This window comes from Priestia sp. JV24, assembly GCF_025910025.1.
GTDB classification, from domain to species: Bacteria; Bacillota; Bacilli; order Bacillales; family Bacillaceae_H; genus Priestia; species Priestia megaterium.
Map to the genome: position 1 here is coordinate 26,155 of NZ_JAPCIN010000004.1, position 24,715 is coordinate 50,869.

Annotated in this window: 27 protein-coding genes and 11 tRNA genes; 33 read left to right on the plus strand and 5 right to left on the minus strand. The window is 38.3% G+C overall.

Annotation, left to right across the window (positions count from 1 at the left end):
• Positions 1-57: 57 nt before the first annotated feature.
• The 3 genes from OK414_RS00855 to OK414_RS00865 all read left to right on the plus strand — a co-directional run bounded on the left by OK414_RS00855 (position 58) and on the right by OK414_RS00865 (position 3,221).
• Positions 58-1,170, plus strand: coding sequence for an acyltransferase (locus tag OK414_RS00855; protein ID WP_034654871.1), 1,113 nt, complete (start codon positions 58-60; stop codon positions 1,168-1,170).
• Positions 1,171-1,315: 145 nt separating this feature from the next.
• A complete protein-coding gene (locus OK414_RS00860; RefSeq protein ID WP_034654870.1) occupies positions 1,316-1,993 on the plus strand; it encodes a response regulator transcription factor in 678 nt (225 codons plus the stop codon).
• On the plus strand, positions 1,986-3,221 hold the full coding sequence (locus OK414_RS00865; RefSeq protein ID WP_095380468.1) for a sensor histidine kinase: 1,236 nt from the start codon (positions 1,986-1,988) through the stop codon (positions 3,219-3,221). Before OK414_RS00860 ends, OK414_RS00865 begins: the two co-directional genes overlap by 8 nt.
• A gap of 16 nt (positions 3,222-3,237) precedes the next feature.
• Here OK414_RS00865 and OK414_RS00870 read toward each other — a convergent pair whose 3' ends face one another.
• The 3 genes from OK414_RS00870 to OK414_RS00880 are packed head-to-tail and all read right to left on the minus strand — an operon-like array spanning position 3,238 to position 5,565.
• Complete coding sequence (locus OK414_RS00870; RefSeq protein WP_034654866.1) at positions 3,238-4,125, minus strand: RnfABCDGE type electron transport complex subunit D; 888 nt, start codon at positions 4,123-4,125, stop codon at positions 3,238-3,240.
• Complete coding sequence (locus OK414_RS00875) at positions 4,109-5,038, minus strand: FAD:protein FMN transferase (protein ID WP_095380469.1); 930 nt, start codon at positions 5,036-5,038, stop codon at positions 4,109-4,111. Before OK414_RS00875 ends, OK414_RS00870 begins: the two co-directional genes overlap by 17 nt.
• Before the next feature lie 14 nt (positions 5,039-5,052).
• A complete protein-coding gene (locus OK414_RS00880) occupies positions 5,053-5,565 on the minus strand; it encodes an FMN-binding protein (RefSeq protein ID WP_016762750.1) in 513 nt (170 codons plus the stop codon).
• Positions 5,566-5,858: 293 nt separating this feature from the next.
• On the opposite strand from OK414_RS00880, the gene OK414_RS00885 reads away from it, so the two are divergent.
• The 4 genes from OK414_RS00885 to uvsE all read left to right on the plus strand — a co-directional run bounded on the left by OK414_RS00885 (position 5,859) and on the right by uvsE (position 11,194).
• On the plus strand, positions 5,859-6,941 hold the full coding sequence (locus OK414_RS00885) for a D-alanine--D-alanine ligase (RefSeq protein WP_034654863.1): 1,083 nt from the start codon (positions 5,859-5,861) through the stop codon (positions 6,939-6,941).
• Positions 6,942-7,037: 96 nt separating this feature from the next.
• Entirely contained in the window at positions 7,038-8,420 is a 1,383-nt protein-coding gene (locus OK414_RS00890) for a UDP-N-acetylmuramoyl-tripeptide--D-alanyl-D-alanine ligase (protein WP_034654861.1), read from the plus strand.
• A gap of 196 nt (positions 8,421-8,616) precedes the next feature.
• The gene (locus OK414_RS00895) at positions 8,617-10,128 is read left to right on the plus strand and encodes a DEAD/DEAH box helicase (RefSeq protein WP_016762753.1); all 1,512 of its coding nucleotides are present in this window, start codon (positions 8,617-8,619) and stop codon (positions 10,126-10,128) included.
• 94 nt (positions 10,129-10,222) lie between these two features.
• Positions 10,223-11,194: a UV DNA damage repair endonuclease UvsE gene (gene uvsE / locus OK414_RS00900; protein ID WP_034654859.1), complete on the plus strand. Its 972-nt coding sequence runs from the start codon at positions 10,223-10,225 to the stop codon at positions 11,192-11,194.
• Positions 11,195-11,202: 8 nt separating this feature from the next.
• Here the strand turns inward: uvsE and OK414_RS00905 are convergent, their stop codons facing one another.
• Positions 11,203-11,805 (minus strand): rhomboid family intramembrane serine protease, encoded by a 603-nt coding sequence (locus OK414_RS00905; protein ID WP_263046178.1) that lies wholly within the window; start codon positions 11,803-11,805, stop codon positions 11,203-11,205.
• A 64-nt stretch (positions 11,806-11,869) separates the two neighbouring features.
• Here OK414_RS00905 and acpS point away from each other — a divergent pair, with 64 nt between their 5' ends.
• From acpS to OK414_RS00975, 14 genes are all read left to right on the plus strand, one after another.
• Positions 11,870-12,235, plus strand: a complete 366-nt coding sequence (gene acpS / locus OK414_RS00910; RefSeq protein WP_025753519.1) for a holo-ACP synthase — start codon at positions 11,870-11,872, stop codon at positions 12,233-12,235.
• A 58-nt stretch (positions 12,236-12,293) separates the two neighbouring features.
• Entirely contained in the window at positions 12,294-13,352 is a 1,059-nt protein-coding gene (locus tag OK414_RS00915; RefSeq protein WP_016762756.1) for a LolA family protein, read from the plus strand.
• Between the two features lie 143 nt (positions 13,353-13,495).
• Positions 13,496-14,656 (plus strand): alanine racemase, encoded by a 1,161-nt coding sequence (gene alr, locus OK414_RS00920; protein ID WP_412761895.1) that lies wholly within the window; start codon positions 13,496-13,498, stop codon positions 14,654-14,656.
• Between the two features lie 200 nt (positions 14,657-14,856).
• Positions 14,857-15,138: a CopG family ribbon-helix-helix protein gene (locus tag OK414_RS00925; protein ID WP_013055003.1), complete on the plus strand. Its 282-nt coding sequence runs from the start codon at positions 14,857-14,859 to the stop codon at positions 15,136-15,138.
• A gap of 4 nt (positions 15,139-15,142) precedes the next feature.
• Positions 15,143-15,493 carry a type II toxin-antitoxin system endoribonuclease NdoA gene (gene ndoA, locus OK414_RS00930; protein ID WP_013055004.1) on the plus strand — a complete coding sequence of 117 codons (351 nt, stop codon included), beginning with the start codon at positions 15,143-15,145 and terminating at the stop codon, positions 15,491-15,493.
• 159 nt (positions 15,494-15,652) lie between these two features.
• Positions 15,653-16,489: an RsbT co-antagonist protein RsbRA gene (locus tag OK414_RS00935; RefSeq protein ID WP_034654854.1), complete on the plus strand. Its 837-nt coding sequence runs from the start codon at positions 15,653-15,655 to the stop codon at positions 16,487-16,489.
• Between the two features lie 2 nt (positions 16,490-16,491).
• Positions 16,492-16,848 (plus strand): STAS domain-containing protein, encoded by a 357-nt coding sequence (locus OK414_RS00940; RefSeq protein WP_013055006.1) that lies wholly within the window; start codon positions 16,492-16,494, stop codon positions 16,846-16,848.
• A 3-nt stretch (positions 16,849-16,851) separates the two neighbouring features.
• Positions 16,852-17,253: an anti-sigma regulatory factor gene (locus OK414_RS00945; protein ID WP_013055007.1), complete on the plus strand. Its 402-nt coding sequence runs from the start codon at positions 16,852-16,854 to the stop codon at positions 17,251-17,253.
• A 13-nt stretch (positions 17,254-17,266) separates the two neighbouring features.
• Positions 17,267-18,277: a PP2C family protein-serine/threonine phosphatase gene (locus tag OK414_RS00950; RefSeq protein WP_013055008.1), complete on the plus strand. Its 1,011-nt coding sequence runs from the start codon at positions 17,267-17,269 to the stop codon at positions 18,275-18,277.
• 59 nt (positions 18,278-18,336) lie between these two features.
• Positions 18,337-18,669 (plus strand): anti-sigma factor antagonist, encoded by a 333-nt coding sequence (locus OK414_RS00955; RefSeq protein WP_013055009.1) that lies wholly within the window; start codon positions 18,337-18,339, stop codon positions 18,667-18,669.
• Positions 18,666-19,151: an anti-sigma B factor RsbW gene (gene rsbW / locus OK414_RS00960; protein WP_016762758.1), complete on the plus strand. Its 486-nt coding sequence runs from the start codon at positions 18,666-18,668 to the stop codon at positions 19,149-19,151. Before OK414_RS00955 ends, rsbW begins: the two co-directional genes overlap by 4 nt.
• Positions 19,117-19,911, plus strand: a complete 795-nt coding sequence (gene sigB, locus OK414_RS00965; RefSeq protein ID WP_013055011.1) for an RNA polymerase sigma factor SigB — start codon at positions 19,117-19,119, stop codon at positions 19,909-19,911. The genes rsbW and sigB overlap by 35 nt, the downstream gene beginning before the upstream one ends.
• Positions 19,911-20,516, plus strand: coding sequence for a PP2C family serine/threonine-protein phosphatase (locus OK414_RS00970; RefSeq protein ID WP_013081423.1), 606 nt, complete (start codon positions 19,911-19,913; stop codon positions 20,514-20,516). Before sigB ends, OK414_RS00970 begins: the two co-directional genes overlap by 1 nt.
• A gap of 84 nt (positions 20,517-20,600) precedes the next feature.
• A complete protein-coding gene (locus OK414_RS00975) occupies positions 20,601-22,775 on the plus strand; it encodes a Tex family protein (protein ID WP_095380470.1) in 2,175 nt (724 codons plus the stop codon).
• A 57-nt stretch (positions 22,776-22,832) separates the two neighbouring features.
• Here OK414_RS00975 and cmpA read toward each other — a convergent pair whose 3' ends face one another.
• On the minus strand, positions 22,833-22,949 hold the full coding sequence (cmpA, locus tag OK414_RS00980; protein WP_013055014.1) for a cortex morphogenetic protein CmpA: 117 nt from the start codon (positions 22,947-22,949) through the stop codon (positions 22,833-22,835).
• Positions 22,950-23,058: 109 nt separating this feature from the next.
• On the opposite strand from cmpA, the gene OK414_RS00985 reads away from it, so the two are divergent.
• The 12 genes from OK414_RS00985 (at position 23,059) to OK414_RS01040 (ending at position 24,709) form a co-directional block, all read left to right on the plus strand.
• Entirely contained in the window at positions 23,059-23,508 is a 450-nt protein-coding gene (locus OK414_RS00985) for a SprT family protein (RefSeq protein ID WP_034654852.1), read from the plus strand.
• A 134-nt stretch (positions 23,509-23,642) separates the two neighbouring features.
• Positions 23,643-23,717 (plus strand) — tRNA-Asn (locus tag OK414_RS00990).
• A 3-nt stretch (positions 23,718-23,720) separates the two neighbouring features.
• Positions 23,721-23,811, plus strand: a tRNA-Ser gene (locus OK414_RS00995).
• Between the two features lie 9 nt (positions 23,812-23,820).
• Positions 23,821-23,895, plus strand: a tRNA-Glu gene (locus tag OK414_RS01000).
• 24 nt (positions 23,896-23,919) lie between these two features.
• Positions 23,920-23,995 (plus strand) — tRNA-Val (locus OK414_RS01005).
• A 28-nt stretch (positions 23,996-24,023) separates the two neighbouring features.
• A tRNA-Asp gene (locus OK414_RS01010) sits at positions 24,024-24,099 on the plus strand.
• 11 nt (positions 24,100-24,110) lie between these two features.
• Positions 24,111-24,185, plus strand: a tRNA-Gln gene (locus OK414_RS01015).
• A 4-nt stretch (positions 24,186-24,189) separates the two neighbouring features.
• Positions 24,190-24,262, plus strand: a tRNA-Lys gene (locus tag OK414_RS01020).
• A 12-nt stretch (positions 24,263-24,274) separates the two neighbouring features.
• Positions 24,275-24,357: transfer RNA gene (locus OK414_RS01025), tRNA-Leu, on the plus strand.
• Between the two features lie 22 nt (positions 24,358-24,379).
• Positions 24,380-24,465: transfer RNA gene (locus tag OK414_RS01030), tRNA-Leu, on the plus strand.
• 89 nt (positions 24,466-24,554) lie between these two features.
• Positions 24,555-24,631, plus strand: a tRNA-Arg gene (locus OK414_RS01035).
• 4 nt (positions 24,632-24,635) lie between these two features.
• Positions 24,636-24,709: transfer RNA gene (locus OK414_RS01040), tRNA-Gly, on the plus strand.
• Positions 24,710-24,715: the final 6 nt, after the last annotated feature.

Sequence of the window (24,715 nt, forward strand, 5' to 3'; positions counted from 1 at the left end):
TTGAATGTTCTATTATTCATCTAGAATTTATATTTCACATTATATAGGAGAGAAAAAGTGAAGCAAAAACAAAAGCAGCATATTCAATCCATTTATTTTTTACGATTATTCGCTATGATGATGGTTGTGCTCGTACATGTAACAGCAGCTTATGCAACGGTACTGCCATTTGCAAGCGAAGCTTATCAGAAATATCATTTCCTTAACCGAATTGTTCGAATTGAAGCAGGGATCTTCATTGTGATCACAGGTTTAGTTTTCTTTTATAGTTATATTAACAAGCCGTTAACAAAGACTTTATGGAAAACGTATTATGCTCGAAGAGTGACATATATTTTAGTTCCCTATGTTATTTGGGCACTTATTTATGAATTTTATTCGTACTATGTGGGAGCAACAGAATTAAATGCAGCTGATATTGTGAAACGTATTTTACGCGGAGAGTCTTACTATCAGCTTCATTTTATCTTTTTAATTGTACAAGTGTATCTCGTGCTGCCGATTTTTGTATGGCTAGCACAAAAAGTAACCATTTTTAAAAAATACATGTGGCTGTTTGGTATTATCATTCAGCTTGGTTATTTAATGCTTAACAATAAGTATCATATCACTTCATTTAATTTATTTTTAAATACGATGGCTACGTTTTTACTCGGCGGTTGGATTGGTGTTTATTATCGCGAACAAGTGGATAAAAAGTATAGTCGTTCAAATATTGTATTATTTCTGGTGACGCTCGGATCGGGAATAGCTATTTCACTGTTAAATTATCACTTATACACAATGAAGACAATTCAAATTTCAGGCTTTACGTATGAGGCTGTTAATACAATTTATTTGGTGGTGGGAAGTTATTTCTTCTTCCGAATTGCAGAGATATTAGCTGAAAAGCTTTCTATGAAGTCCGTGACGGTTGTTAAAAATATTGCCATGTACTCGTTTGGATTTTACTTGATTCATCCAATGGTTTTAAACTTTGTGGCAAAAGCAGTACCAATACAAGGAAACTACATGTTTCACTTTGAAATCTTGGCACGCTATATTCTAACATTAGCGGGCTGTTACCTCATCATTTGGGGATGTCATCGTCTTTTACCGTTTGCTAGCTTTTTGTTTGGTAAACTGCCAAAAGAAGCGGTGTTCATTTACCGACGTCCTGATCATAAATAGCGTTTAGTTAAAAGTTATGCCTGCTTGCAGGCATAACTTTTTTTATAAAGTATAAGAGATGATAACACGCTAGTTTTAAAATATTTTTAAAAGTGACATGCTAAGATAATGCTTACTTAGGTACTCACAAAAGGGGGAATTTGATATGCGTGTACTTGTGGTAGAAGATGATGCTTCATTATTACACGGTATCGTAGAAGGCTTAAAAGAAGAAGGATATGAAGTGGATTGTGCGTCTGAAGGAGATGAAGGTTTGTTTTTAGCAGAGCAGAATATTTATGATGCCTTGATTTTAGATATTATGCTGCCGGGTATGACAGGGCTTGACATACTAAAAAAGCTAAGAAAACAAAAGGTGCTGACGAAAGTTATTTTTCTTACTGCAAAAGATAGTGTAGAAGATCGAGTGAAAGGACTTGATTATGGAGCTGATGATTATTTGGTTAAGCCTTTTGCCATGGCTGAACTTTTTGCAAGGTTAAGAGTGATGCTCAGAGACTTGCAGGCAGAAGAAGGCATGATTTCATATGGTCCCATTTCTATACGAGAAGCCAATCATGAAGTTATAATAAATGGGAGTGCCCTAACGTTAACGATTAAAGAATTTCAGCTTTTGGAATACTTTATTCGAAATAAAGAACAAATCCTTATTCGAGATCAAATTTTTAATCGGGTATGGGGGTTTACATCTGACGTAGGAGTGGGTGTAGTAGATGTCTATGTTCACCATTTAAGAAAGAAGCTTCAGCCTTTTAATTGTGACGGTTATGTACGTACAGTGAGAGGCGTAGGCTTTATGTTAAAAGGGGAAGAGCATGTTTAAAAAGACGAGAATCAGGCTTGTGTTATTTAACACAATGGTGCTGATGGTTATTTTGAGCATTTTTAGTGTAGTTTTGTATTTTTACATGCAGCATCTTATTTTTTTAAACCCGGACAATCGGCTAAGTGAGATGAGCGAGCAGGTTAAAAAAAGAAACTTACATGAGATCCAAGAAAACAATGAGAGAGAAACAGAACGGCGCGTTGCGTTTTTACTTTGGAGCAGTGATAAAAAACTAATCAAAATTACACCTAAAAAAGGGTTATATACAAACGATATTGACGACTTTAAGCCTGCACTCTCAGAAGGAAAAATCCAAACGTCGCAAGAAGTAAACGGTCATGCTTATCGAGTGATGAATGTGAAAAACGAAGGATATATAAAAGATCAAGACGTTTCAACAATTCAACTTGTCTTAAACGTAGATCCAGAAACTCAAACCTTAGAGCACCTTGCTTTTCTTCTTATCATTTCAGCTTTTATTGGACTGCTTCTTTCGCTTGTAGCTGGCTTGTTTTTAGCCAATCGAGCGCTTGTGCCTATCCAAAAGTCTTGGAACAAACAGGTCGAATTTATTGCAGATGCTTCCCATGAGTTAAGGACGCCTCTTTCCGTGATGCAAACGCATCTCGAGCTATTGTTTAGACGACCAAATCATACGATTGAGCAAGAAAGCGAAAATATTTATCAAAGCTTAAACGAAGTGAAACGGATGACGAAGCTGGTTGGCAACTTACTAACACTGGCTAGATCTGATTCAAGTGCACAGCTGCTAAACAAAACGGTCTTTAATATGGGTGAGCTCGTTGATAAAGTAGCTAATCAGTTTGAGCCTATATTTGAACTAAAAGAGCTGCACTTCACAAGGGAAATTGAATCGTTAATGTGTGGAGGAGATCAAGAACGACTTCATCAGCTATGTATGATTTTATTAGACAACGCTTTTAAGTACACCCCACCTGGAGAAAGTATTCATATTAGTCTAAAGAAACATCACCACTCTATGACGCTAATTGTCAAAGACACAGGCATTGGAATTGAAGCGAAAGATCTTCCGTATGTGTTTGATCGTTTTTATCGAAGTGATAAGAACCGAGCCCGTGCCGAAGGAGGGTCAGGATTAGGTCTGGCGATTGCCAAATGGATTGTACAAGCCCATAACGGAGAAATTAAGGTTTTTAGTCAAAAAAACGTGGGTACGGAATTTTATGTGAAAATTCCGCTATGAAAAAAGCTGCCTGTCATTAGGCAGCTTTTTTCATCACTTTTTTGTTTGCAGCCTTCCATGCTTTCCATGCATTAGCAAGTAACAGGCCAATTAATAAATAGGCGAGGCCGCCAAAAACTAAGTAATCTACGGCGCTAATTGCCCCCGCAAGCAGCCCAAATTTAATTTGGTCTTTATACTTCGCAGGAGAAGTTGGCGGATCCGTCACCATAAAGAAGGCTAAAAATAAAGCAGAATTGACAAAAGGAGCTCTTAAAGCATCCGCTACATCACCTACTCCTATTAATGACATAATCGCAAAAATAGCAAAATACACGCCTAAAAACGCAAATACTTGAGGGAATTTATTTACTTTGCTTGTCACAAGGTACCCTGTCACAAACACGAATACAATGAGCCAGACGGGTAGTAAAGATAAGCTTCCCCACCAGCTTTGGCCGCTTGAAAAGACAATAAGCGAAAAGAGAAGACCAAAAGCGGCAGGGTTAAAAATAGGCTTCTTTTTTACTTTTACTAAGTGCTTGGATAAAATCGCTACAGCTACGGTGCAAAATGTGACCGAAGGCGGTGTAGATGTGCTAAGCACTAAGGCAATAATTAATCCAGTAATGATCCCGCCGTCAGGGAGCTGAATTTTCTTTTTATAAGCAAAAGAAAATCCTAAATCTAAGGCGGCCGCCGAGCATATGGCAAGCAGTAGGTGTCCTAATCCTTGAAAGGCAGAAGAGTTGAATTCACCTAATAAGGTTAAAAGCAGCAGCATAGCCATCACGTATCTTTTAGGTGTTTTAACTAGCTGCGCCCACCGACTTATTTCTTTTGGTTTGTTTTCATCTACAATAATATAACCTTTTGGTGTACTAATATATTTAACACCGCTTCTTCGTTCAGAACGTGTGGTCATAATTCATTAATTCCTCCATATCTGATGTGAAAAAAGGAGTGAAACTAGAGTCGAAGAGTACGCCGCGTATGTCGGCATCATTCAATAAATTTACTCCTTTTTCCGCTCCTAAAATAAAAGCTGATGTAGATAATGCATCGGCCATCATGGCAGAAGGAGCAATCGCTGTACAACTCATTAGACTGCTTCGAGTGGATGGAGATAAGGGATTAACCAAATGATGCATGGATGGTTGCGTCTTATTTTTTCTAGCATAATTTCCTGATGTGCAGACAGCCGTATCTGTTACACCTAAAGTCAGTAATGACTGCGTTTGAATCCGAGGGTGCTGAATCCCGACTTTCCATAACTCTCCGTGTTGATTGAGTCCTTTAACTAGAATGTCTCCTCCGGCATTAATCATAAAATGCTGATAAGGAAGGGAGCGGGCAGCCAAATCAATAGCTAATCCTTTGGCAACCGCTCCAAGATCTATAATCATCGGTTTTTGTAAGAGAACCGTTTTTTTATGTGTATCCAATACGATATCTTTATAACTTCCAGAATCGACTGCTTCGTCCGTTTGTATGGAATTTCCATATAAGTAATGTTCGTTAAAACCTCGGTTTTCTAATTGTTTTCCTACCGTTGGGTCAAAGATTCCATACGTTTCATTTGCTACTAAGACAGCGAAATAAAGGGCTTCAAATAATAGAGGACTAACAGAAACGGGTTCTTTGACATGTCTAATTAGTTTCATCACTTCGCTTTTCGCATCAAATCGACTGCACGTCGTTTCAACGGCTTTAAAAATAGTAAATGCCTTTGAAATATGGTGAAGGACATTTGCTTCCTCTGATTGCGGAGCAATTACTTGAAGTGAGACGGTTGTTCCCATACATAATACAGAGCGGCTATACGTTTTTATGGACATCGTTCGTTTCTCCTTTATGCATTCATTGCTTGCTGAAGTGCGTCATCCACGGCATTTTGAAAATCTTCTGTACTAAGTGTTGCTCCGCTCACGACGTCGACGTCTGAGCTTTGTCTTTGTACGACTTGAGACGGAAGGTCCTCAATGTAACTTTGAGAATAGTGAGTATCTGCTTCTGTAATTTCAACTGTATCAATTCGGTCGTTTTTAATGGTCACGGATACGTAGACGGTTCCGATACGGTTGCTTCCTTGGCCAGAATACGTACCATCTTTGTATTTTGTTTTAGGAGCAGAACTTTCGGTACTTGCTGATGACTGGTTTTTATTAGACGAAGCTATATCTTCTCCCCAGCTGTCATTGACAATCGTTTGATTGTCTGTCTGATCTGTCGTTTTTTTCTGATGATGAGCCGGTGTGACTTGAACAGCTTGTGCATCAGATAGAGTGTTTATATAGCCCGTTGCATAAATACTTCCAATGGCTACACTGCATGCAGCAATCATCTTCTTGCCCATTTTACTCATGTTTGTTGAACCTCCTGATTTGTACCAGAACTATAGTTTCGATTGTTGATGGTTATCTTTAGCATAAATAAACTTTACAAATAAACTTTTAAAAAAGATTTAAAATCAAGAAAGTTTTTTCAAGAATAAATGAGCCATTGGGAAAGATGATTCTAAATAATAAAGGTAGGCGATGGAATTTCTTTCACAAGCCTAGCTATTTTGACATACGTAATAATAGTTAATATTTCTGTTTACTATCTAAACGTGCATGATAAAATAGAAAAGATGAATATGTGTTAGGAGGAACATCAGTGAAAATTAAGCTTGGCCTTTTATACGGAGGAAAATCCGCTGAACATAAAGTATCTTTACAAACAGCTCTAGCAGTTTCAAAAGCAATTAATCACGATAAATATGAAGTGCATCCAATTTACATTACAGAAACAGGAAAGTGGATTCGCGGCACACAGCTGACTGGTCCGCTTGAAACGGTTGCTCAATTAGAAATTCAAGATAATGGAACTGCTATTTCACCAGTTTCATTGAATACGGAAATGTTTGCATTAACAGATTCAAAAACAGATGATCAGCTAGATGTTATTTTCCCACTTCTTCATGGTCCAAATGGAGAAGATGGTACGGTACAAGGATTATTAGAATTATTGAATATTCCTTATGTTGGAAACGGCGTATTAGCTTCAGCAGCTGGTATGGATAAAGTTGTAATGAAGCAGCTGTTTGCACAGGCAGGTCTCCCTCAAGTAGAGTACGTATCATTTATCCGCCGCGAGTGGGAAGCAGATCGAACAGCTGCTTATGAAAAAGTAGAAACACTTGGATACCCTTGCTTTGTTAAACCAGCAAATTTAGGTTCAAGCGTTGGGATTAGCAAATGTGATAACCGCGACGAGTTAGAAGCAGCATTTGTTGAAGCTTTCTTATTCGATCGGAAAATCATTGTAGAAGCAGCAGCAATTGGTCGTGAAGTTGAAATTGGTGTGTTAGGTAATGATGATGCAGCTTGTTCAGTAGTTGGAGAAATCTTACCTAAAAAAGCGTTTTACGATTACAAAGCCAAATATGAAGACGGCGATACAGGCCTTATTATTCCAGCTGAAATTACAGAAGAACAGCATCAAGAAATGTCAGCACTAGCAATCAAAGCATTTAAAGCAATTGATGGATCTGGTCTTGTACGTGCAGATTTCTTCTTAACATCAGAAGGTAAATTCATTATTAATGAAGTGAATACAATGCCTGGTTTTACACCTTTCAGTATGTTCCCGTTATTGTGGAAACACGCAGGTGTTGAATATCCAGATTTAATCGAAAAACTTGTATCACTAGCAATTGAACGTCATACCGAAAAGCAGCAAATTAAACACACAATGTAACTCACACAACACTATTCATCATGAATAGTGTTTCTGTGTTTAGTTTCAATTAATGTTATCCATAGTTAACTTTATATCGAGAGGAGCAAACCAAAAATGATTAAACGTACGCTTACACAGTTAGCTACAATGATTCCAGGAAGTATATTTCATAGTGGAAACGAAGCAGCTGTAATTGAGGGAGTCTCAATTGATACGAGAACCATTCAGCAAGGTAATTTATATATCCCAATTAAAGGGGAACGTTTTAACGGGCATGCATTTGTTCATAAAGCAATTGAAAACGGAGCGCTCGCTACACTGTGGAACAAAGATGAAGAAAATCCACCGACAGACATTAGTGTTATTTTAGTCGATGATACGCTAGAAGCTCTTCAGCAATTAGCGAAATCCTATCGTCACGAGTTAGATATTAAAGTAGTGGGCATTACAGGAAGTAACGGAAAAACAACAGCAAAAGACATGGTGAAAGCTGTGCTCGATACAACTTACCGCGTTCTGAAAACAGATGGAAACTTTAATAATCATATTGGTATGCCGCTTACTATTTTGCGTTTAGATGAAACTCATGATATTGCAGTTTTAGAAATGGGCATGAGCAGCCGAGGGGAAATTGAGTTTCTTTCTAATTTAGCGGAGCCTGATGTGGCCATTATTACAAATATCGGAGAATCGCACCTTCAAGACTTAGGAAGCCGTGATGGAATTGCGGAGGCAAAATTAGAAATTACAAGCGGCTTAGCGCCAACAGGTCAGCTTGTCTATAATGGTGATGAGCCACTTTTAACGTCGCGCGTTGTTAATCCAGTATTTGAAACGGTGACATTTGGCAGCTCAGAACAAAACGATTTGTATCCAAGTGCTATTTCAGCTGAAGAGTTAGGCACAACATTCACTGTTTCACGTGAAACAACATATCCATTCTTTATTCCGGTATTAGGTAAACATAATGTTCACAATGCGCTTTCTGCTATTGCGGTAGGTCATTATTTTGGACTAGACAATGAAACAATCGCTAAGGGATTAAAAGAATTAAAACTAACCAATATGCGTATGGAGCTCGTGAAACGAACAGATGGCCTGACCTTCATTAATGACGCATATAACGCAAGCCCAACGTCCGTTAAAGCTGCTATCACGTTGATGCATGATTTAGAAGGCTATAAGCAAAAAATTCTTGTTCTCGGGGATATGCTTGAATTAGGCGATCAGGAAAAAGAGTTCCACAAAGAAGTGGGAGAGTTTATTCAAGCAGAAAAAATTGATTATGTTCTAACATACGGCCCCTTATCTGTTGAAATTGAACAAGGAGCAAAAAATAATTTTGCAGAAGATAAGGTAATGCACTTTGAGGAGAAAGATGAGCTTGTTAAAAAATTAACAGCGATTACAACAAGAGAAGATGTGGTTTTAGTGAAAGCATCTCGAGGGATGAAGCTTGAGGAAGTTATCTCAAAAATGATGCATAAATTACCGTGATATTAAAAAGAGTATAAGTAAGCTCTATTGCAAACGGAAAGCCATAGTGTTATGATGTAGTCTGAGTGTCTTGAGGCGCTTATACTCTAAACGTTGAATTTATTGAAGTAGTCGTTTAGAGCATTTTCCGTTTCCTCGGAGAATGCTTTTTTTTGTAAAATATAGATAGTCTAAATATAAAAGGAGTTTGAAAAACTTGGCATTATTTCAAGATTTAGGATTAAGTCAACAGCTTAATAAAGCTGTGAGTAAAATGGGTTTTGAAGAAGCAACACCAATTCAATCAGAAACTATCCCATTAGCACTAGAAGGTCACGATTTGATCGGACAAGCACAAACAGGAACAGGGAAAACAGCGGCATTTGGTATTCCTCTTATTGAAAAAGTTGATGTAAACGTAGATGCAATTCAAGGGTTAATTATTGCTCCTACTCGTGAACTTGCTGTACAGGTATCTGAAGAACTTTACAAAATTGGTCAAACAAAGCGCGTACGCGTGCTATCAATTTACGGTGGTCAAGATATCAGTCGTCAAATTCGTGCATTGAAAAAGCACCCTCATATCATCGTAGGGACACCAGGGCGTATGCTAGATCATATTAATCGTCGTACACTTCGTCTACAAGATGTTCATACAGTTATTTTAGATGAAGCAGATGAAATGTTAAACATGGGATTCATCGAAGACATTGAAAAAATCTTATCAAACGTACCTGAGAACCACCAAACACTTTTATTCTCAGCAACAATGCCTACTCCAATCCGTCGCATTGCTGAAAAATTCATGAACGAACCAAAAGTGGTAAAAGTACAAGCAAAAGAAGTAACGATGCCAAACATTACGCAGTATTATTTAGAAGTACAAGAAAAGCGTAAATTTGATATCCTTACTCGTCTTTTAGATATGCAATCACCTGAATTAGCTATCATCTTTGGTCGTACAAAGCGCCGTGTAGATGAGTTATCAGAAGCATTAAATATGCGTGGTTATTCTGCACAAGGTATCCATGGTGACTTGACGCAATCGAAACGTCTATCTGTACTACGTCAATTTAAAGAAGGTTCTATTGATGTATTAGTTGCAACGGACGTAGCTGCACGCGGACTTGATATTTCTGGTGTTACTCATGTATACAACTTTGATATCCCTCAAGATCCAGAGAGCTATGTACACCGTATCGGACGTACAGGACGTGCTGGTAAAATGGGTGCTGCTATGACATTTGTAACGCCAAGAGAAACTGGACAGTTACACAATATTGAGCGTACAACAAAACGTAAAATGGAGCGTCTTACTCCTCCAACGCTTGATGAAGCAATGGAAGGTCAACAGCGTATTGCAGCTGACAAATTAACAGAATCTGTGACACAAGGCAACTTATCTTACTACAAACAGTTGGCAGAAGAGTTACTTGAAGAGCACGATTCAGTTTCATTAGTGGCAGCAGCGATCAAATTATTTACAAAAGAACCAAACGAATCACCAATTCAATTAACTGCTGAACCACCAGTAATTGCAAAAGGTGATAAAAACAAACGTGGAAATGGCGGAGGTCGTTCACGTTCTAACTCTAAAAACTACTCACAGCAAAATCGTCGTGGAAACTCAAAGCGTTTTGGTGACAAGCGTCGCGGTGGAAGCAACGGCAGTGATAATAGAAATCGTAATAGCAGCAGTAATCGTAAAGATTCTCGCAGCAAAGCGTAAAATAAAAACGAGCCTTAACAGGCTCGTTTTTTTATGTGTTAATTGCTATTTTATTGGTGCACACTATGAGTAAAATAAAATGGGGTGTTCACTGATGTCGACCATTGTTCGGTTAGGTTATGTGGCGATGAGCGTTCATTTGGAAAATAGTTCTCCTTCTCAAACAATGACTTTTGCACAATTTCAGCGTGTGAAAGACCATGAAGCGGCCATTCGCAAGCTCGAACGTATTGCAATATCCAACTTAGAAAACTGCTTACGTTTATTAAAACATAATGCGTGGAGTGAAATTGAGTTTTTTCGATTCAGTTCTAAGTTAATTCCATTAGCTAACCATGAGGCGCTAAAAGAATGGAACTACATAGCTCCTTTAAAGGATGCTCTTCAGCGTATTTCTGTATTTTTGAAAGAACATCCAATGCGAGTAGATTTTCACCCGGATCATTTTGTTGTTTTAAACTCAACGGATAAAGAGGTTTTTAAGCATTCTATTCAAACTCTTCGCATGCATCAAAAGTTGCTGAAAGGAATGGATATTCCTCTTCAAAATCGCTGTGTTTTACATGTCGGAGGGGCTTATAATGATAAAGAAAAAGCATTGGAGCAGTTTATTCATAATTGGGGGCTTGTACCTCAATCCCTTCAGCAAATGATTATGTTAGAAAACGACGATACAACCTTTCATATAAAGGACGTCTTGTATTTATGTGAAAAACTAAATGTCCCAATCATTTTTGATCTTCATCATCATCAGGCAAACAACGATGAAACTCCATGGCAAGAGCATTGGGACCGTATCACTAGAACGTGGGAACAGGAAACGCTTCCTCTAAAAATGCATATATCTAGTCCTAAAAGTGATAAAGAATTTAGAGCCCATGCAGATTATATCGATGTTCATGGGTTTTACAGCTTTTTAAAAGAAGTAAATGGAACGATACCGCAAATTGATTGCATGATTGAAGCTAAGAAAAAAGATGAAGCGCTCTTTCAGTTAGTAAGAGACTTGAAGTCTTATGAAGATGTGGAATTTATTAACTCATCCACTTTTTATATTAAATCTTAAAGCAGGCCTCATATCTGTGGCTTGTTTTTCTGTTTGAACACGAGAAAAGCGAGAAGAAATCCAGCAATACCTCCAACGAAATGAGCTGTGTTGTTGGTTCTTGGCGTTAGCAGACCTGAAAGTAATCCAATAATTAAGAAGACGACAATGATTTGCTGGTTACTTTGAGAAAGCATATGCTTTTGTTTTATTACAAGGTAGAGGTAAAACCCGAGCAGCCCGAAAATGGCACCGGATGCACCCACATGGCTGTAGAAAGAAGATTGGGTTAGAAATGTAACGATATTTCCAAGAAATCCACACGTAAGGTAGAATAGAAGAAACTTATAAGAAGAAAGAATACGCTCAGCACCTGGCCCTAACAAGAACAATGAAAATGAGTTAAAAAGAAGGTGTGAAAAGCTTAGATGCAAAAAGATAGGTGTGAAAAGTCGCCAGTAGTCTCCTTGAGAAATTAAGCTATTCACACCAATAAGCTGATGTATAAAAGATTCTGCAAGGTTTGAGGGAAGAGCGGCAAGTAACCATAGCGCAATGTGGATGCAGAGAAGCGTGAAGGTAACAGGGTAAAAACGTTTAAATTCAGCTGCATTTTCTGTGCGTACGAACATATTTGTCACTCCCTTTTATAAAGGCATTTTTATATACTATTCTGTAAGAGAGGATTAAATGAAAATGATTATAGGAACTGGAATTGATATTACAGAGTTAGAGCGGATTGAAAAAATGGTGCAGCGTCAAAGCGCTTTTGTTACTCGGATTTTAACAAAAAATGAAAAAGAACGCTATGAAAAGCTATCAAGCCGACGTAAGGTCGAATTTTTAGCAGGAAGATTTGCTGTGAAGGAAGCATATTCGAAAGCTCTTGGAACAGGAATAGGAAAAGATTTCAGCTTCCAAGATATCGAAATCGTGAATGATGAAAGAGGAAAGCCCCACATTGTTACAAAACAACCACTGGACGCGTCCGTACACGTATCTATTTCCCACAGTGCGCACTATGCAATTGCTCAAGTAATTATTGAACGCTTGTCAAGCTAGTCTGCATATTCACTATTTCTTGTTCATATATTCATAGTGTGGATAGGGGAGACAAGATATGTTCTTGCTTCTCCGTTTAGCTGTGAATATACGAAATAAAGGAGTTGGGGAAATGCATAAAAAATGGATTGGCTTATTTGTTTGCGCCTTTTTTCTCTTAGCCTTATCAGCATGCGGTGAAAAAAGTCAGCAGGATGTAACAGATGCATTGGATGCCAAGGTACAAGAAATGGCGGGTTATAAATCAGATGCTAAGATGACATTAAATACAGGGAAAGATGCTCAAGTATATGATGTAGAGATTTGGCATAGTAAGCCTATGTATTATCGAGTGAATTTGAAAAATACAAAGAAAGATCAAAGCCAAATGATTTTGCGTAATGATGAAGGGGTTTTTGTTTTAACGCCTGCCTTAAATAAAAGCTTTCGTTTTCAAAGTGACTGGCCGCAAAATAGCAGTCAAGCTTATTTGTATGAATCCCTTGTCCAAGATATTGTGAAGGATGAAAAGGCAAGCTTTAAATCAACGGATAAGCATTATATTTTTGAAACAAAAACCAACTATCAAAATAGCACGATGCTTCCTAAACAAGAAATTACGCTGAACAAAAGTGACTTAGCGCCTGTTTCGGTTAAAATTATGGATACGGATAATAAAGTGTTAATAAAAGTTGATTTCTCTAAGGTCAAATTCGATTCTAAGTTTGATAAAGGGGCTTTTGATACAAAAAGAAATATGACAAGTGCAAAGATTGACGTTCCGACATTAGCTCAGCAGAAATCATTTAGCGTCCTTTATCCTAAGGATGTTCCAAAAGGTACAAAGCTGTCCAAAGAAAAGAAAATTGAGACAGAAAATGGCGAAAGAGTCGTTTTAATGTACAAAGGAGAAAAGCCGTTTACGCTTGTACAAGAAAAAGCGCAAGTAGCAAAAACAACGACATCTACAGTTACTGCCGGAGAGCCATTTGATTTAGGTTTTACTGTGGGAGCTTTAACGGATAAAAGTCTATCTTGGACATATAATGGAGTAGACTTTATGCTGGCTTCTGATCAGCTAACACCAGATGAATTGAGTACAGTTGCTAGATCTGTGCAAAGTCAGATGGGAAAATAAGAGAAGCTTACAAGCCTGCATATATGTAGGCTTGTTCTTGCTTAATTTGAATAAAGATCGAGATGAAGTTTGGCTATAGATGTATTATACTAACAGAGGAAAGTACGTTTAGAATGGTTCTGAAAAAAGGAAGTGTCGTAGTAATGGATGCATTTTATAGAGAAACATGGGCAGAAATTGATGTAGAAGCCATTTTTCAAAATGTGAATCATGTAAGAGAACTAATACCGGGGCATAAAACGTTAATGGCCGTAGTGAAGGCGAATGCGTACGGGCATGGAGATAAAGAAGTAGCAGAGATTGCGCTTCAAGCTGGTGCTGATATGCTAGCTGTAGCTTTTTTGGATGAAGCTATTGCTCTTCGGAAAAAAGGAATAAAGGAATCCATTTTAGTATTAGGCGCCGTGCCTACCCTACACATTCAAACTGCATTGGAGTGGGATGTAACGGTCACTGCTTATAGCAAAGCTTGGATTGAAGAAGCGGCGTCCATTCTAGGTGAAAACAGTCAGCTGCATATGCATTTAAAAATAGATACAGGCATGGGTCGCTTGGGAGTTAGAACAAAAGAAGAATTACACGAAACGATGAAGATCATCGCTTCTCATTCGGGATTCGTGCTGGATGGAGTGTTTACACACTTTGCAACAGCAGACGAGCTAAACTCGTCTTATTTTGAAGAACAATACACATTCTTTGAAGAAATGGTTCGAATTGTGAAAGAATATAATTTTACACCTCCGATGATTCACTGTGCAAATAGCGCAGCCTTGCTTCGTCGTCCGAAAGATATCTTTAATGGCGTACGCTTAGGTATCGCTATGTATGGTTTGAGTCCTTCTGAGGAATTAAAAGAAGTCTTGCCAATTCCGTTAAAACAAGCTTTTTCGCTGCACAGCCGTATTGTGCATGTTAAAAAAGTCAAAAAAGGGAGTCATATCAGTTACGGAGCTACTTATGAAGCTAAAGAAGATGAATGGATTGCTACTATTCCAGTAGGATACGCAGACGGCTGGATTCGTAAATTAAGCAATTTTGAAGTATTAGTAGATGGAGTTAAAGTGCCAATTGTTGGTAGAATCTGCATGGATCAATTGATGATTAAATTACCTAAAATGTATAAAATGGGTACAAAAGTAACATTTATTGGAAAACAAAAAGGTGCTGAAATTACAATTGATGAAGTAGCGAAGCATCTTGAAACAATTAATTATGAAATCCCTTGCATGGTTGCAGCAAGGGTTCCGAGGGTTTATACAAGAGATTCGCAGCATATTGATGTTAATAATTATATCTTGCGCTGAATATACATCTTCCTGAGTCAACATAAAAAGTCTGCGAACAAAAGACAATAAAATAATAACTTCCATGCATAAAAGAGGGTATCAATTGACGATAATAGTGTAGAAATTGACAGAATTAACTTTCCATTAAAGCTAATCAATGTTATGATAAGGAAAGATGAGACTATTGGTGTGTGTATTGATGTTGGAGGTGTATGTTTGTGTCTGAAGCGAGCGCAACTACAGAAATCCTAGTAAGATTACCGAAAAATTTAGTATCGGAGCTCGATCTTATGGTTAAACAAGAAAATGGCAACCGAAGTGATTTTATTCACCAAGCAACAAAATTGTACCTTCGTGAGCGAAAAAAACGCCATATTCGCGAATCAATGAGACGTGGATATATGGAGATGGCAAAGATAAACTTAAATATTGCTTCCGAGGCTTTTCTAGCAGAGTATGAAGCTGATCATACTGTGGATCGTTTAGTAAGCGGGGGGTAATGACTTGGTAGTCAAACGTGGCGACGTTTATTTTGCTGACCTATCTCCTGTTGTTGGCTCAGAACAAGGAGGCGTTCGCCCTGTACTTGTCATTCAAAATGATATAGGCAATCGTTTTAGCCCAACTGTTATTGTAGCTGCGATCACTGCTCAAATTCAAAAGGCAAAGTTACCTACGCATGTTGAAATTGATGCAAAGCGCTATGGATTTGAGCGAGATTCAGTTATTTTACTAGAACAAATTCGTACTATTGATAAACAGAGGCTAACAGACAAGATTACCCATTTAGATGATGAAATGATGGACAGAGTGGATGAAGCCTTGCAAATCAGTGTAGGACTTATCGACTTTTAGAATTATACTTCCATTTATGCTAAGTTGCTCCTTTATGAGCAACTTTTTTAATTTGACTAGGAATAATCAGTAAACGTATATTGTAATAAGAAACGTTTTAAAAATGATAATATATATAGATAGATATAAATGAGTGTATTGACTCACAAGGAGGACCTCATGAATCAAGATTTATTCAATTATATACAAAATCATAAATCAGAAATTTTTGATCGATGGCTAGTGTTAATGAATGATGTGGAAACAGAGCGGATTAAAAACATTGTATCTGAGCAAGTGTACGTAAATGTAAGCTCTGATTTTGTAAATTTACTTTTGGCAAAAGCATTCCGTGAACAGGAAAATTTTGCAGAGGAACTAGAGGAAGTAGTAGGACGAGTTGTGAGTTTAGGATGGCCTCTTGCTTATTTGACACAGGGTGTACGTAACTTGGGTCACGTAGTGGTTGAAGGGTATGTAAACAGTGAACATGTAAAGGCTGACCAAACTCATTCTGAATTATTCTATCGGTTTGACAAGTGGTTAAGCCCTATTTATAACAAAATAGTAGAACAATACTCCAACTCGTGGGAAAATACAGTTATGTTACAAAAAGTGGCACTTCAAGAATTGTCTGCTCCATTAATACCGGTATTTGATAAAATTACCGTAATGCCGCTTGTAGGGACAATTGACACTGATCGCGCAAAGAAAATTATGGAAAACTTACTGCAAGGTGTCGTAAAGCACCGATCAGAGGTCGTATTAATAGATATTACCGGAGTACCAGTAGTGGATACGATGGTGGCCCATCATATGATTCAAGCTGCTGAAGCCGTACGTTTGGTTGGAGCCAAGTGTTTGTTAGTAGGAATTCGTCCGGAAATTGCTCAGACTATTGTGAACTTAGGTATTAACTTAAATGAAATTATTACGAAAAACTCATTAAAAAAAGGCGTAGAGTTTGCGTTAGAAATGACTGAGCGGAAAATAGTTGATATAGAATCGGAGGAATAAACGTGAGAATACCCATTTTGAAATTGTACGACTATTTATTGGTATCCATTCAATGGGAGCTGGATGATCAAACGGCTATTCAATTCCAAGAAGATTTGCTAAGTAAAATTCATCAAACTGGAGCAAAAGGAGTGGTAATCGATTTAACTTCAATTGATATGATCGATTCATTCATCGCAAAAGTTTTAGGTGACGTGGTTAGCATGTCTAATTTGATGGGGGCTAGAGTAGTATTAACAGGTATCCAGCCTGCAGTAGCTATTACACTTGTTGAGTTAGGGATTGGCCTAAATGATGTTCTTACTGCACTCGATTTAGAAAAAGGTCTTGAGAAACTCCAATCGGAATTGGGGGATTAGTATATGGAATTCCAATCCAGCGTAAAAATCGTAACAGAATGGGACATCGTAGCGGCACGCCAATTAGGTAGAAATGTGTCGAAAGAGCTAGGGTTTGGAACAGTTGACCAAGCTCGTATTACAACCGCCATTTCTGAATTAGCTCGTAATATTTACCTATATGCGGGTAAGGGTCAAATCTATATTGAGAAATTAAATCGTGGAGGAAAAAACGGTCTTCTTGTCGTAGCAACAGATGAAGGGCCAGGTATCCCCGACGTTCGCAAAGTAATGGAAGATGGATACTCAACATCGGGTGGACTAGGAGCTGGGCTTCCTGGGGTAAAACGATTGATGGATGAGTTTGACATCGAAACAAATGTCGGAGAAGGTACTGAGATTAAAGCAGTTAAGTGGCTCCGGTAGGAGGAAATAGATAATGTCTTTTGATAAAGAGATGAGAGATTTATACAAAGATATTTTGGGGAACTATATCCAAACACAAAATGAACAAATTTTGTATCAAGGACAAAAACTAAGTAGAAAATCTTTAGAGAATGAAATATCGCCAGAAGATATTGTGAGCATTCATAAAGAAGTGATTGAAGAAATTTATTCTGATATTCCAGAAAAAGTGCTGCATTCTCTGGACTTTTTACTTGAGGTAATGATTAGCTACGGTCTTGCTCTTCGCGAGCATCAAACATTAAAAAATAAGCAGCGGGAACTTCGTTCTGAAATTGAAGTTGCCGCTAACGTCCAGCAGACGCTGTTGGGGACAAAGGTTCCGGCTAGTTCAACTTTAGAAATTGGTGCGATTAGCGTACCGGCTAAACAGATGAACGGAGATTATTTTCACTTTGTAGAAGAAGAGCACGGTGGGTTAAGTATTGCCATTGCCGATGTGATCGGCAAAGGAATTCCAGCTGCAATGTGTATGTCTATGATCAAATATGCAATGGACAGCTTACCGGACTCAAGAAAAAATCCAAGTTATGTATTAGAGAACTTGAATAATATTGTAGAGCGAAACGTAGATCCAAGTATGTTTATTACGATGTTCTACGGAAGCTATAATCCCGAGACAAACTTATTTGATTATGCATCTGCAGGGCATGAACCAGGTTTTTATTATGATGCCAAAGCTGATTCATTTGAAGATTTGGAAGCAAAAGGACTCGTGCTAGGAGTTGATCGCCATGTGAAATATCTTCAGTACGAGCAGCAGCTTTCAAAAGGCGATATGATTGTTCTGTTAACAGATGGCGTAACAGAATGCAGAACTGAAGAAGGATTTATTGAAAGATTGGACATCATAAAATTAATTCGAAAATACATGCATTTGTCTCCTCAAGAAATTGTAGAATCTGTATATAAAGAGCTGGAAAAATTACAGCATTTTCAATTGAGGGATGACTTTACATTGATTATTTTGAAGAGTTTAGTTTAAGTATTCTAAATAAGGGTACAGAAAAGATAGCACAAAATTAGAGGGGGTCTACTAATACGATGAATTTAAAAATAGATATACAAAAGGACGGTCAAGCATATCGTATTAAGCTGGCTGGAGAGATTGACGCATATACAGCACCTAAGCTAAAAGAAAAGTTCATGGAAATTACTGAACATACCGAACCAGAAATTATAGTCGATTTAACCGATGTATCATACATGGATAGTACAGGACTAGGTGTATTTATTGCATTGTTAAAAGCCAATAAGAAAAATAACGGCTCTTTGAAATTTGTTGGTGTATCAGAGCGCATCAAGCGCTTATTTGATATTACGGGCCTCACAGACATTTTAAACGTGAATTCACAAGTAGAAGGTGGCGTAAAATGAAACAGCCTTATGACTTTGTTGAGATGAAGATTCCTGCTAAGCCAGACTACGTAGCGATTATTCGACTGACGCTGTCTGGTGTAGCGAACCGGATGGGTTTTTCTTATGATGAAATTGAAGATATGAAAATTGCTGTGAGTGAGGCATGTACAAATGCCGTACAGCATGCTTACAAGAATGAAGAAAATGGTGAAGTGAGAGTAGGTTTTGGTTTATTTGATGACCGTTTAGAAATCATGGTGGTCGATAAAGGTGAAAGCTTTAATTTTGAAGAGCTTAAGGAACATATAGGACCTTATGAAACATCAAGAGAAGTTGAATTTCTTCCTGAAGGTGGACTTGGTTTATATTTAATTGAAACACTAATGGACGAAGTGAAAATGGTCAATTCAAAAGGTGTAACGCTAATGATGACTAAGTATGTGCAAAGAGAGCAGGTGGAGAGTGATGAAAACACAGTCTCAACCTATGAAATTAACTAAAGAACAGGTTCAGGAACGAATTGAGCGCTTTCAAAAAACGCAGGATGAAGAAGCACAAAGTGATCTAGTAGTACATTACAAGAACCTTGTTGAATCTATTGCACGTCGCTATTCAAAAGGCAGAAGCTTACATGAAGATATTGTGCAGGTAGGGATGCTAGGACTGTTAGGAGCTATTAGAAGGTATGATGCTTCATTTGGAAGAAGCTTTGAATCGTTTGCTGTTCCTACAATCATTGGAGAGATTAAGCGATTTTTACGCGATAAAACGTGGAGTGTTCACGTACCGCGCCGCATCAAAGAATTAGGTCCTAAAATTAAAGCAGCTGTCGAAGAGCTAACAACCCGTTTACAGCGATCTCCTCAAGTGAAAGAAATTGCTGATCATATCGGAGTGACAGAGGAAGAAATTTTAGAAACGATGGAGATGGGGCAAAGTTATCAAGCATTGTCTGTTGATCATTCCATTGAAGCAGACTCTGATGGAAGTACTGTTACAATCCTTGATTTAGTAGGTGAACAAGAGTCGGGTTATGAGAAAACTGATCAGCGCTTAGTGTTAGAAAAGATTCTTCATGTATTAAGCGATAGAGAAAAAGAAGTGATTCGCTATACATTTATTGAAAATCTGAGTCAAAAAGATGCCGGTGAGAAGTTAGGGATTTCTCAAATGCATGTATCTCGACTGCAAAGAAGAGCTCTTGATAAGCTAAGGACTGCAGCTCGCTCAGATTCTAACGATTCGGAGTATATGTCGTGATGACAGTAGACCCTAATACAAAGTTGATTCAAACTCATATATACCAAGAGCCAAAGCAAGGGAACGTATGTTGTGGAGATAGTTACTATGTCAAAGAAACGGATGACTATTTTCTATGTGCAGTGGCAGATGGATTAGGAAGCGGTGAACAAGCTAGAGCCGCTTCTGTAGCTGTTACGGATGTAGCGAAAGCTCATCATCATCTAGATGTGGATGAGATCATTTCTAAGTGTAACAAAGCTACTCGACATACAAGAGGTGCGGCAGTAGCTATTTTGAAAATTGATAAAAAACATAACGAATTTCATTATACAAATGTAGGTAATATCCGCTTTTATCTGTATTCTCCGGAGGGGAAATTAACGTACCCTCTGCCAATTCAAGGTTTTTTATCAGGGAAAATTCAAAAGTTCCGCACACAAACCTTCCCATATGACTCCGGTTCTAAATTTTTGATTCATACAGATGGCTTAGAATTAAAAGAGATTAAATCTGTTTTTGCTAACTCGATGAATGTAGATCAATTGTCGACACGGCTACAGGCAGCAATTCGATCTCATAATGACGATATTACGTATATCGCTGGTCATCTTCCAACTGCATAGCCTTTCTTTTTAGCTCACATGTGTTATTGCATGTGAGTTTTGTTACAATAAAGACAAAGTTTCATTTAGCTAGGAGGATAAGCTGTGTCTGTTGCAACGAAATTAGATAATCAAATTGTTCAACGTGTAAGTAAAGAGGTGGAGATTTCACAAAAGCAAGTACAAAACGTAATTGCTTTAGTAGAAGACGGTAATACAGTTCCCTTTATTGCTCGATATAGAAAAGAACAAACTGGTGCTTTGGATGAAGTCCAAATCCGGAATATTTTAGATTCCTGGAATTACTTAATGAATTTAGAAGAGCGTAAAGAGGAAGTTCTTCGATTAATTGAAGAGCAAGGGAAATTAACTGAGGAACTGGCTGCTCAAATTCATCAAGCGAAGAAATTGCAACAAGTAGAAGATTTATACCGCCCTTTTAAGCAAAAACGACGTACAAAAGCAACTGTAGCAAAAGAAAAAGGTCTTGAACCATTAGCACAGTGGCTACTAAGTCTTCCACGTTCTGACGTGAAGAACGAAGCGAAAACATACATAAATGAAGAAGCGGGAGTTCAATCTTCTGAAGAAGCTATTCAGGGAGCCCTAGACATTGTAGCGGAACAAATTTCTGACGAAGCATCTTACCGTCAATGGATTCGTACGACTACTGTAAAAGATGGCATAATTGTTACTTCAGTCAAAGATCCGGAAAAAGATGAAAAAAATATCTATGAAATGTACTATGAATATACAGAAGCGGTAAAGCGAATCGTTCCTCATCGTATCTTAGCCATGAATAGAGGAGAAAAAGACGGTATTTTAAAAGTGAGTATTGATGCGCCTACAGATCGTATTCTTTCATATTTACATAAACAAGTAATCAAAAAAAGGGATTCTTCAGCTGAAAGTTATATCATCTCAGCTATAGAAGATGCTTATAAACGCTTAATAGAACCATCTATTGAACGCGAAATCCGTAAAGAGCTATCAGAAAAAGCGGAAGAAAGAGCTATTCACATCTTTTCTGAAAACTTACGGAAACTTCTTCTCCAACCTCCATTGAAAGGGAAAGTGGTATTAGGAGTAGATCCAGCTTTTCGAACAGGCTGCAAATTAGCTGTAGTAGATGAAACAGGCAAGGTATTAAAAATTGATGTTATTTATCCACATCCTCCTGTGAGAAAAGCAGCTGAAGCGCAAAATAAATTAAAGAAAATGTTCGCTGAATACCCTATTGAAGTAGTAGCCATTGGAAACGGAACGGCATCTCGCGAAACGGAGCAATTTGTAGCGGGTGTTCTTAAAGAGATTGAAAACCCAGTTTATTATTTGATTGTGAATGAAGCGGGAGCAAGCGTATATTCGGCTTCTGATGTGGCTAGAGAGGAATTTCCTGATTTTCAAGTAGAAGAGCGAAGCGCTGTATCGATTGCCAGAAGGCTGCAAGATCCGCTGGCTGAACTTGTGAAAATCGATCCTAAGTCGGTAGGAGTAGGGCAGTATCAGCATGATGTGTCTCAAAAGCAATTAAATGATTCACTGACTTTTATTGTGGAGACAGTAGTAAATCAGGTAGGAGTAAATGCAAACACGGCTTCTGCTTCGCTTCTACAATACGTTGCTGGTCTAAATAAGACAGTTGCTCAAAACATTGTAAAATATCGGGATGAAAACGGAAAATTCTCTAACCGAAAACAGTTGAAGAAAATTCCGCGTCTAGGCGCTAAAACGTATGAGCAGTGTATTGGTTTTTTACGTATTATAGAAGGTGAAGAACCTTTAGACAGAACGGGTATCCATCCTGAAACATATGGAGACGTTAAAAAGCTTTTAAAGAAAGCTGAAGTGAAAGAGACTGAGCTTGGAACGGAGAAAGTAAAAGAAGCATTAAAACATATTTCTTTACCCGAAATATCAGAAGAACTAAGGATAGGGGAGCTTACTTTAAAAGACATTATAGAAGCGCTTGTAAGACCGGAAAGAGATCCTCGTGATGAACTGCCAAAACCTTTGCTCCGTCAGGATATTTTGAAACTAGAGGATCTTGCCAAAGGTATTCAGCTTGAAGGCACGGTGCGAAACGTCGTAGACTTCGGAGCGTTCATCGATATAGGAGTTAAGCAAGACGGTCTAGTCCATATTTCTAAATTAACAAATCGGTACGTTAAGCACCCCCTCGATGTCGTTTCAGTAGGAGATTTGGTGAATGTGTGGGTAGAAGACGTAGATATGAAAAAAGGAAGAGTCGCACTGACGATGATTCCGCCTCATCAATAATAAAATTGCCTTTTCAGATTTTCTGAAAAGGCAATTTTATTTGTAAAAAGAAGTGATTTAAGAAGCGGAGTTATTTTTTTGATAAAAAAACCAACATTGATTGAGCAATTTTATTTGTGCACGGTCTTTTTCAGAATAAGCGCGCCTCATTTGTTTTTGTAGCCACATTGGCATAAGGACAATCACTCCTTTTCATTTATGATAAGGTAAATAGTGAGTATGTAATGAAGTGTATGCCCAAAGAGCTAGTCAGGTGATTTCATACAGTAGAGGAGTATATAAGATGAATGATAAGGATTTACAAATACTTGTAGAAGAAATTTCATTGAAGCTGTTTCACAAACCATTTCGTCATGAAGCCACTTTTAATTCTCGTTTACGTACAACAGGTGGAAGGTATTTATTACGTACATCTAATATAGAAGTAAACTACAAATACTTTGAACAATATGGCACACAAGAAATAGTAGCAATCATTAAACATGAGCTCTGTCACTATCATTTGCATATTGAGGGGAAAGGGTATAAGCATGGAGATCAAGACTTTAAAAGCCTAATGAAAGAAGTAGGCGCCCCCCGGTTTTGTCAGGCATTGAAAAAAGAAAGTGATGGAAAGAAAAAAGAGCACATATATGTATGTATGCAGTGTGAGCAAAAATATGTTCGAAAAAGAAAAGTGAACACGGTTAAATATGTTTGTGGAAAGTGTAAAGGTAAATTAAAAAAAGTGTAGAAGATGCTTGACTAAAATAGATAGATTATGATAAATTAATAAAGCCGTCTCAAATAAACGGCAAAGAAATTACAAAAACTTATTGACATTACATATAATGTCGATTACAATGTAAGAAGTCTGATAAATATTATTCCACAGTAGCTCAGTGGTAGAGCTATCGGCTGTTAACCGATCGGTCGTAGGTTCGAGTCCTACCTGTGGAGCCATATGGAGAAGTACTCAAGTGGCTGAAGAGGCGCCCCTGCTAAGGGTGTAGGTCGTGTAAGCGGCGCGAGGGTTCAAATCCCTCCTTCTCCGCCATTTTATAATGGCCCGTTGGTCAAGCGGTTAAGACACCGCCCTTTCACGGCGGTAACACGGGTTCGAATCCCGTACGGGTCACCATTGATTTTTATTTACATATTCTGTGGAGGATTAGCTCAGCTGGGAGAGCACCTGCCTTACAAGCAGGGGGTCGGCGGTTCGATCCCGTCATCCTCCACCATTTGACTGTTTTATACATAATTTTGGATGGTCCCGTGGTGTAGCGGTTAACATGCCTGCCTGTCACGCAGGAGATCGCGGGTTCGATTCCCGTCGGGACCGCCATTTTAAATTATTGGGCTATCGCCAAGCGGTAAGGCAACGGATTTTGATTCCGTCATGCGTTGGTTCGAATCCAGCTAGCCCAGCCATAAAGAGCCATTAGCTCAGTTGGTAGAGCATCTGACTTTTAATCAGAGGGTCGAAGGTTCGAGTCCTTCATGGCTCATTTTCATTTCTTGCGGGTGTGGCGGAATTGGCAGACGCGCTAGACTTAGGATCTAGTGTCTTTACGACGTGGGGGTTCAAGTCCCTTCACCCGCATCTTATTCATTTTATGTATTTAGCGGTCGTGGCGGAATGGCAGACGCGCTAGGTTGAGGGCCTAGTGGGGGCGACCCCGTGGAGGTTCAAGTCCTCTCGGCCGCACCAAAAAAACTTTTTAAAAAGTGTTGACATAAGAAAATAGAAATGATATTATAATAAAGTCGCCAAAACAACGGTGGTAAACATCATAAGAAGCGCCCGTAGCTCAATTGGATAGAGCGTTTGACTACGGATCAAAAGGTTAGGGGTTCGACTCCTCTCGGGCGCGCCATATTGCGGGTGTAGTTTAGTGGTAAAACCTCAGCCTTCCAAGCTGATGTCGTGAGTTCGATTCTCATCACCCGCTCCAAATATA

Excerpts from the sequence above, each read along its gene's own strand:
- alr (WP_412761895.1), top strand. The coding sequence starts at position 13,496 with ATGGATGCATTTTATAGAGAAACATGGGCAGAAATTGATGTAGAAGCC.
- sigB (WP_013055011.1), top strand. The coding sequence starts at position 19,117 with ATGAAAACACAGTCTCAACCTATGAAATTAACTAAAGAACAGGTTCAG.
- OK414_RS00985 (WP_034654852.1), top strand. The coding sequence starts at position 23,059 with ATGAATGATAAGGATTTACAAATACTTGTAGAAGAAATTTCATTGAAG.
- cmpA (WP_013055014.1), bottom strand. The coding sequence starts at position 22,949 with ATGCCAATGTGGCTACAAAAACAAATGAGGCGCGCTTATTCTGAAAAA.
- OK414_RS00905 (WP_263046178.1), bottom strand. The coding sequence starts at position 11,805 with ATGTTCGTACGCACAGAAAATGCAGCTGAATTTAAACGTTTTTACCCT.
- uvsE (WP_034654859.1), top strand. The coding sequence starts at position 10,223 with ATGTCGACCATTGTTCGGTTAGGTTATGTGGCGATGAGCGTTCATTTG.
- OK414_RS00950 (WP_013055008.1), top strand. The coding sequence starts at position 17,267 with ATGTCTTTTGATAAAGAGATGAGAGATTTATACAAAGATATTTTGGGG.
- acpS (WP_025753519.1), top strand. The coding sequence starts at position 11,870 with ATGATTATAGGAACTGGAATTGATATTACAGAGTTAGAGCGGATTGAA.
- OK414_RS00890 (WP_034654861.1), top strand. The coding sequence starts at position 7,038 with ATGATTAAACGTACGCTTACACAGTTAGCTACAATGATTCCAGGAAGT.
- rsbW (WP_016762758.1), top strand. The coding sequence starts at position 18,666 with ATGAAACAGCCTTATGACTTTGTTGAGATGAAGATTCCTGCTAAGCCA.
- OK414_RS00880 (WP_016762750.1), bottom strand. The coding sequence starts at position 5,565 with ATGAGTAAAATGGGCAAGAAGATGATTGCTGCATGCAGTGTAGCCATT.
- OK414_RS00915 (WP_016762756.1), top strand. The coding sequence starts at position 12,294 with ATGTTCTTGCTTCTCCGTTTAGCTGTGAATATACGAAATAAAGGAGTT.
- OK414_RS00945 (WP_013055007.1), top strand. The coding sequence starts at position 16,852 with ATGGAATTCCAATCCAGCGTAAAAATCGTAACAGAATGGGACATCGTA.
- OK414_RS00860 (WP_034654870.1), top strand. The coding sequence starts at position 1,316 with ATGCGTGTACTTGTGGTAGAAGATGATGCTTCATTATTACACGGTATC.
- OK414_RS00870 (WP_034654866.1), bottom strand. The coding sequence starts at position 4,125 with ATGACCACACGTTCTGAACGAAGAAGCGGTGTTAAATATATTAGTACA.
- OK414_RS00875 (WP_095380469.1), bottom strand. The coding sequence starts at position 5,038 with ATGTCCATAAAAACGTATAGCCGCTCTGTATTATGTATGGGAACAACC.
- OK414_RS00970 (WP_013081423.1), top strand. The coding sequence starts at position 19,911 with ATGACAGTAGACCCTAATACAAAGTTGATTCAAACTCATATATACCAA.
- OK414_RS00955 (WP_013055009.1), top strand. The coding sequence starts at position 18,337 with ATGAATTTAAAAATAGATATACAAAAGGACGGTCAAGCATATCGTATT.
- OK414_RS00865 (WP_095380468.1), top strand. The coding sequence starts at position 1,986 with ATGTTTAAAAAGACGAGAATCAGGCTTGTGTTATTTAACACAATGGTG.
- OK414_RS00935 (WP_034654854.1), top strand. The coding sequence starts at position 15,653 with ATGAATCAAGATTTATTCAATTATATACAAAATCATAAATCAGAAATT.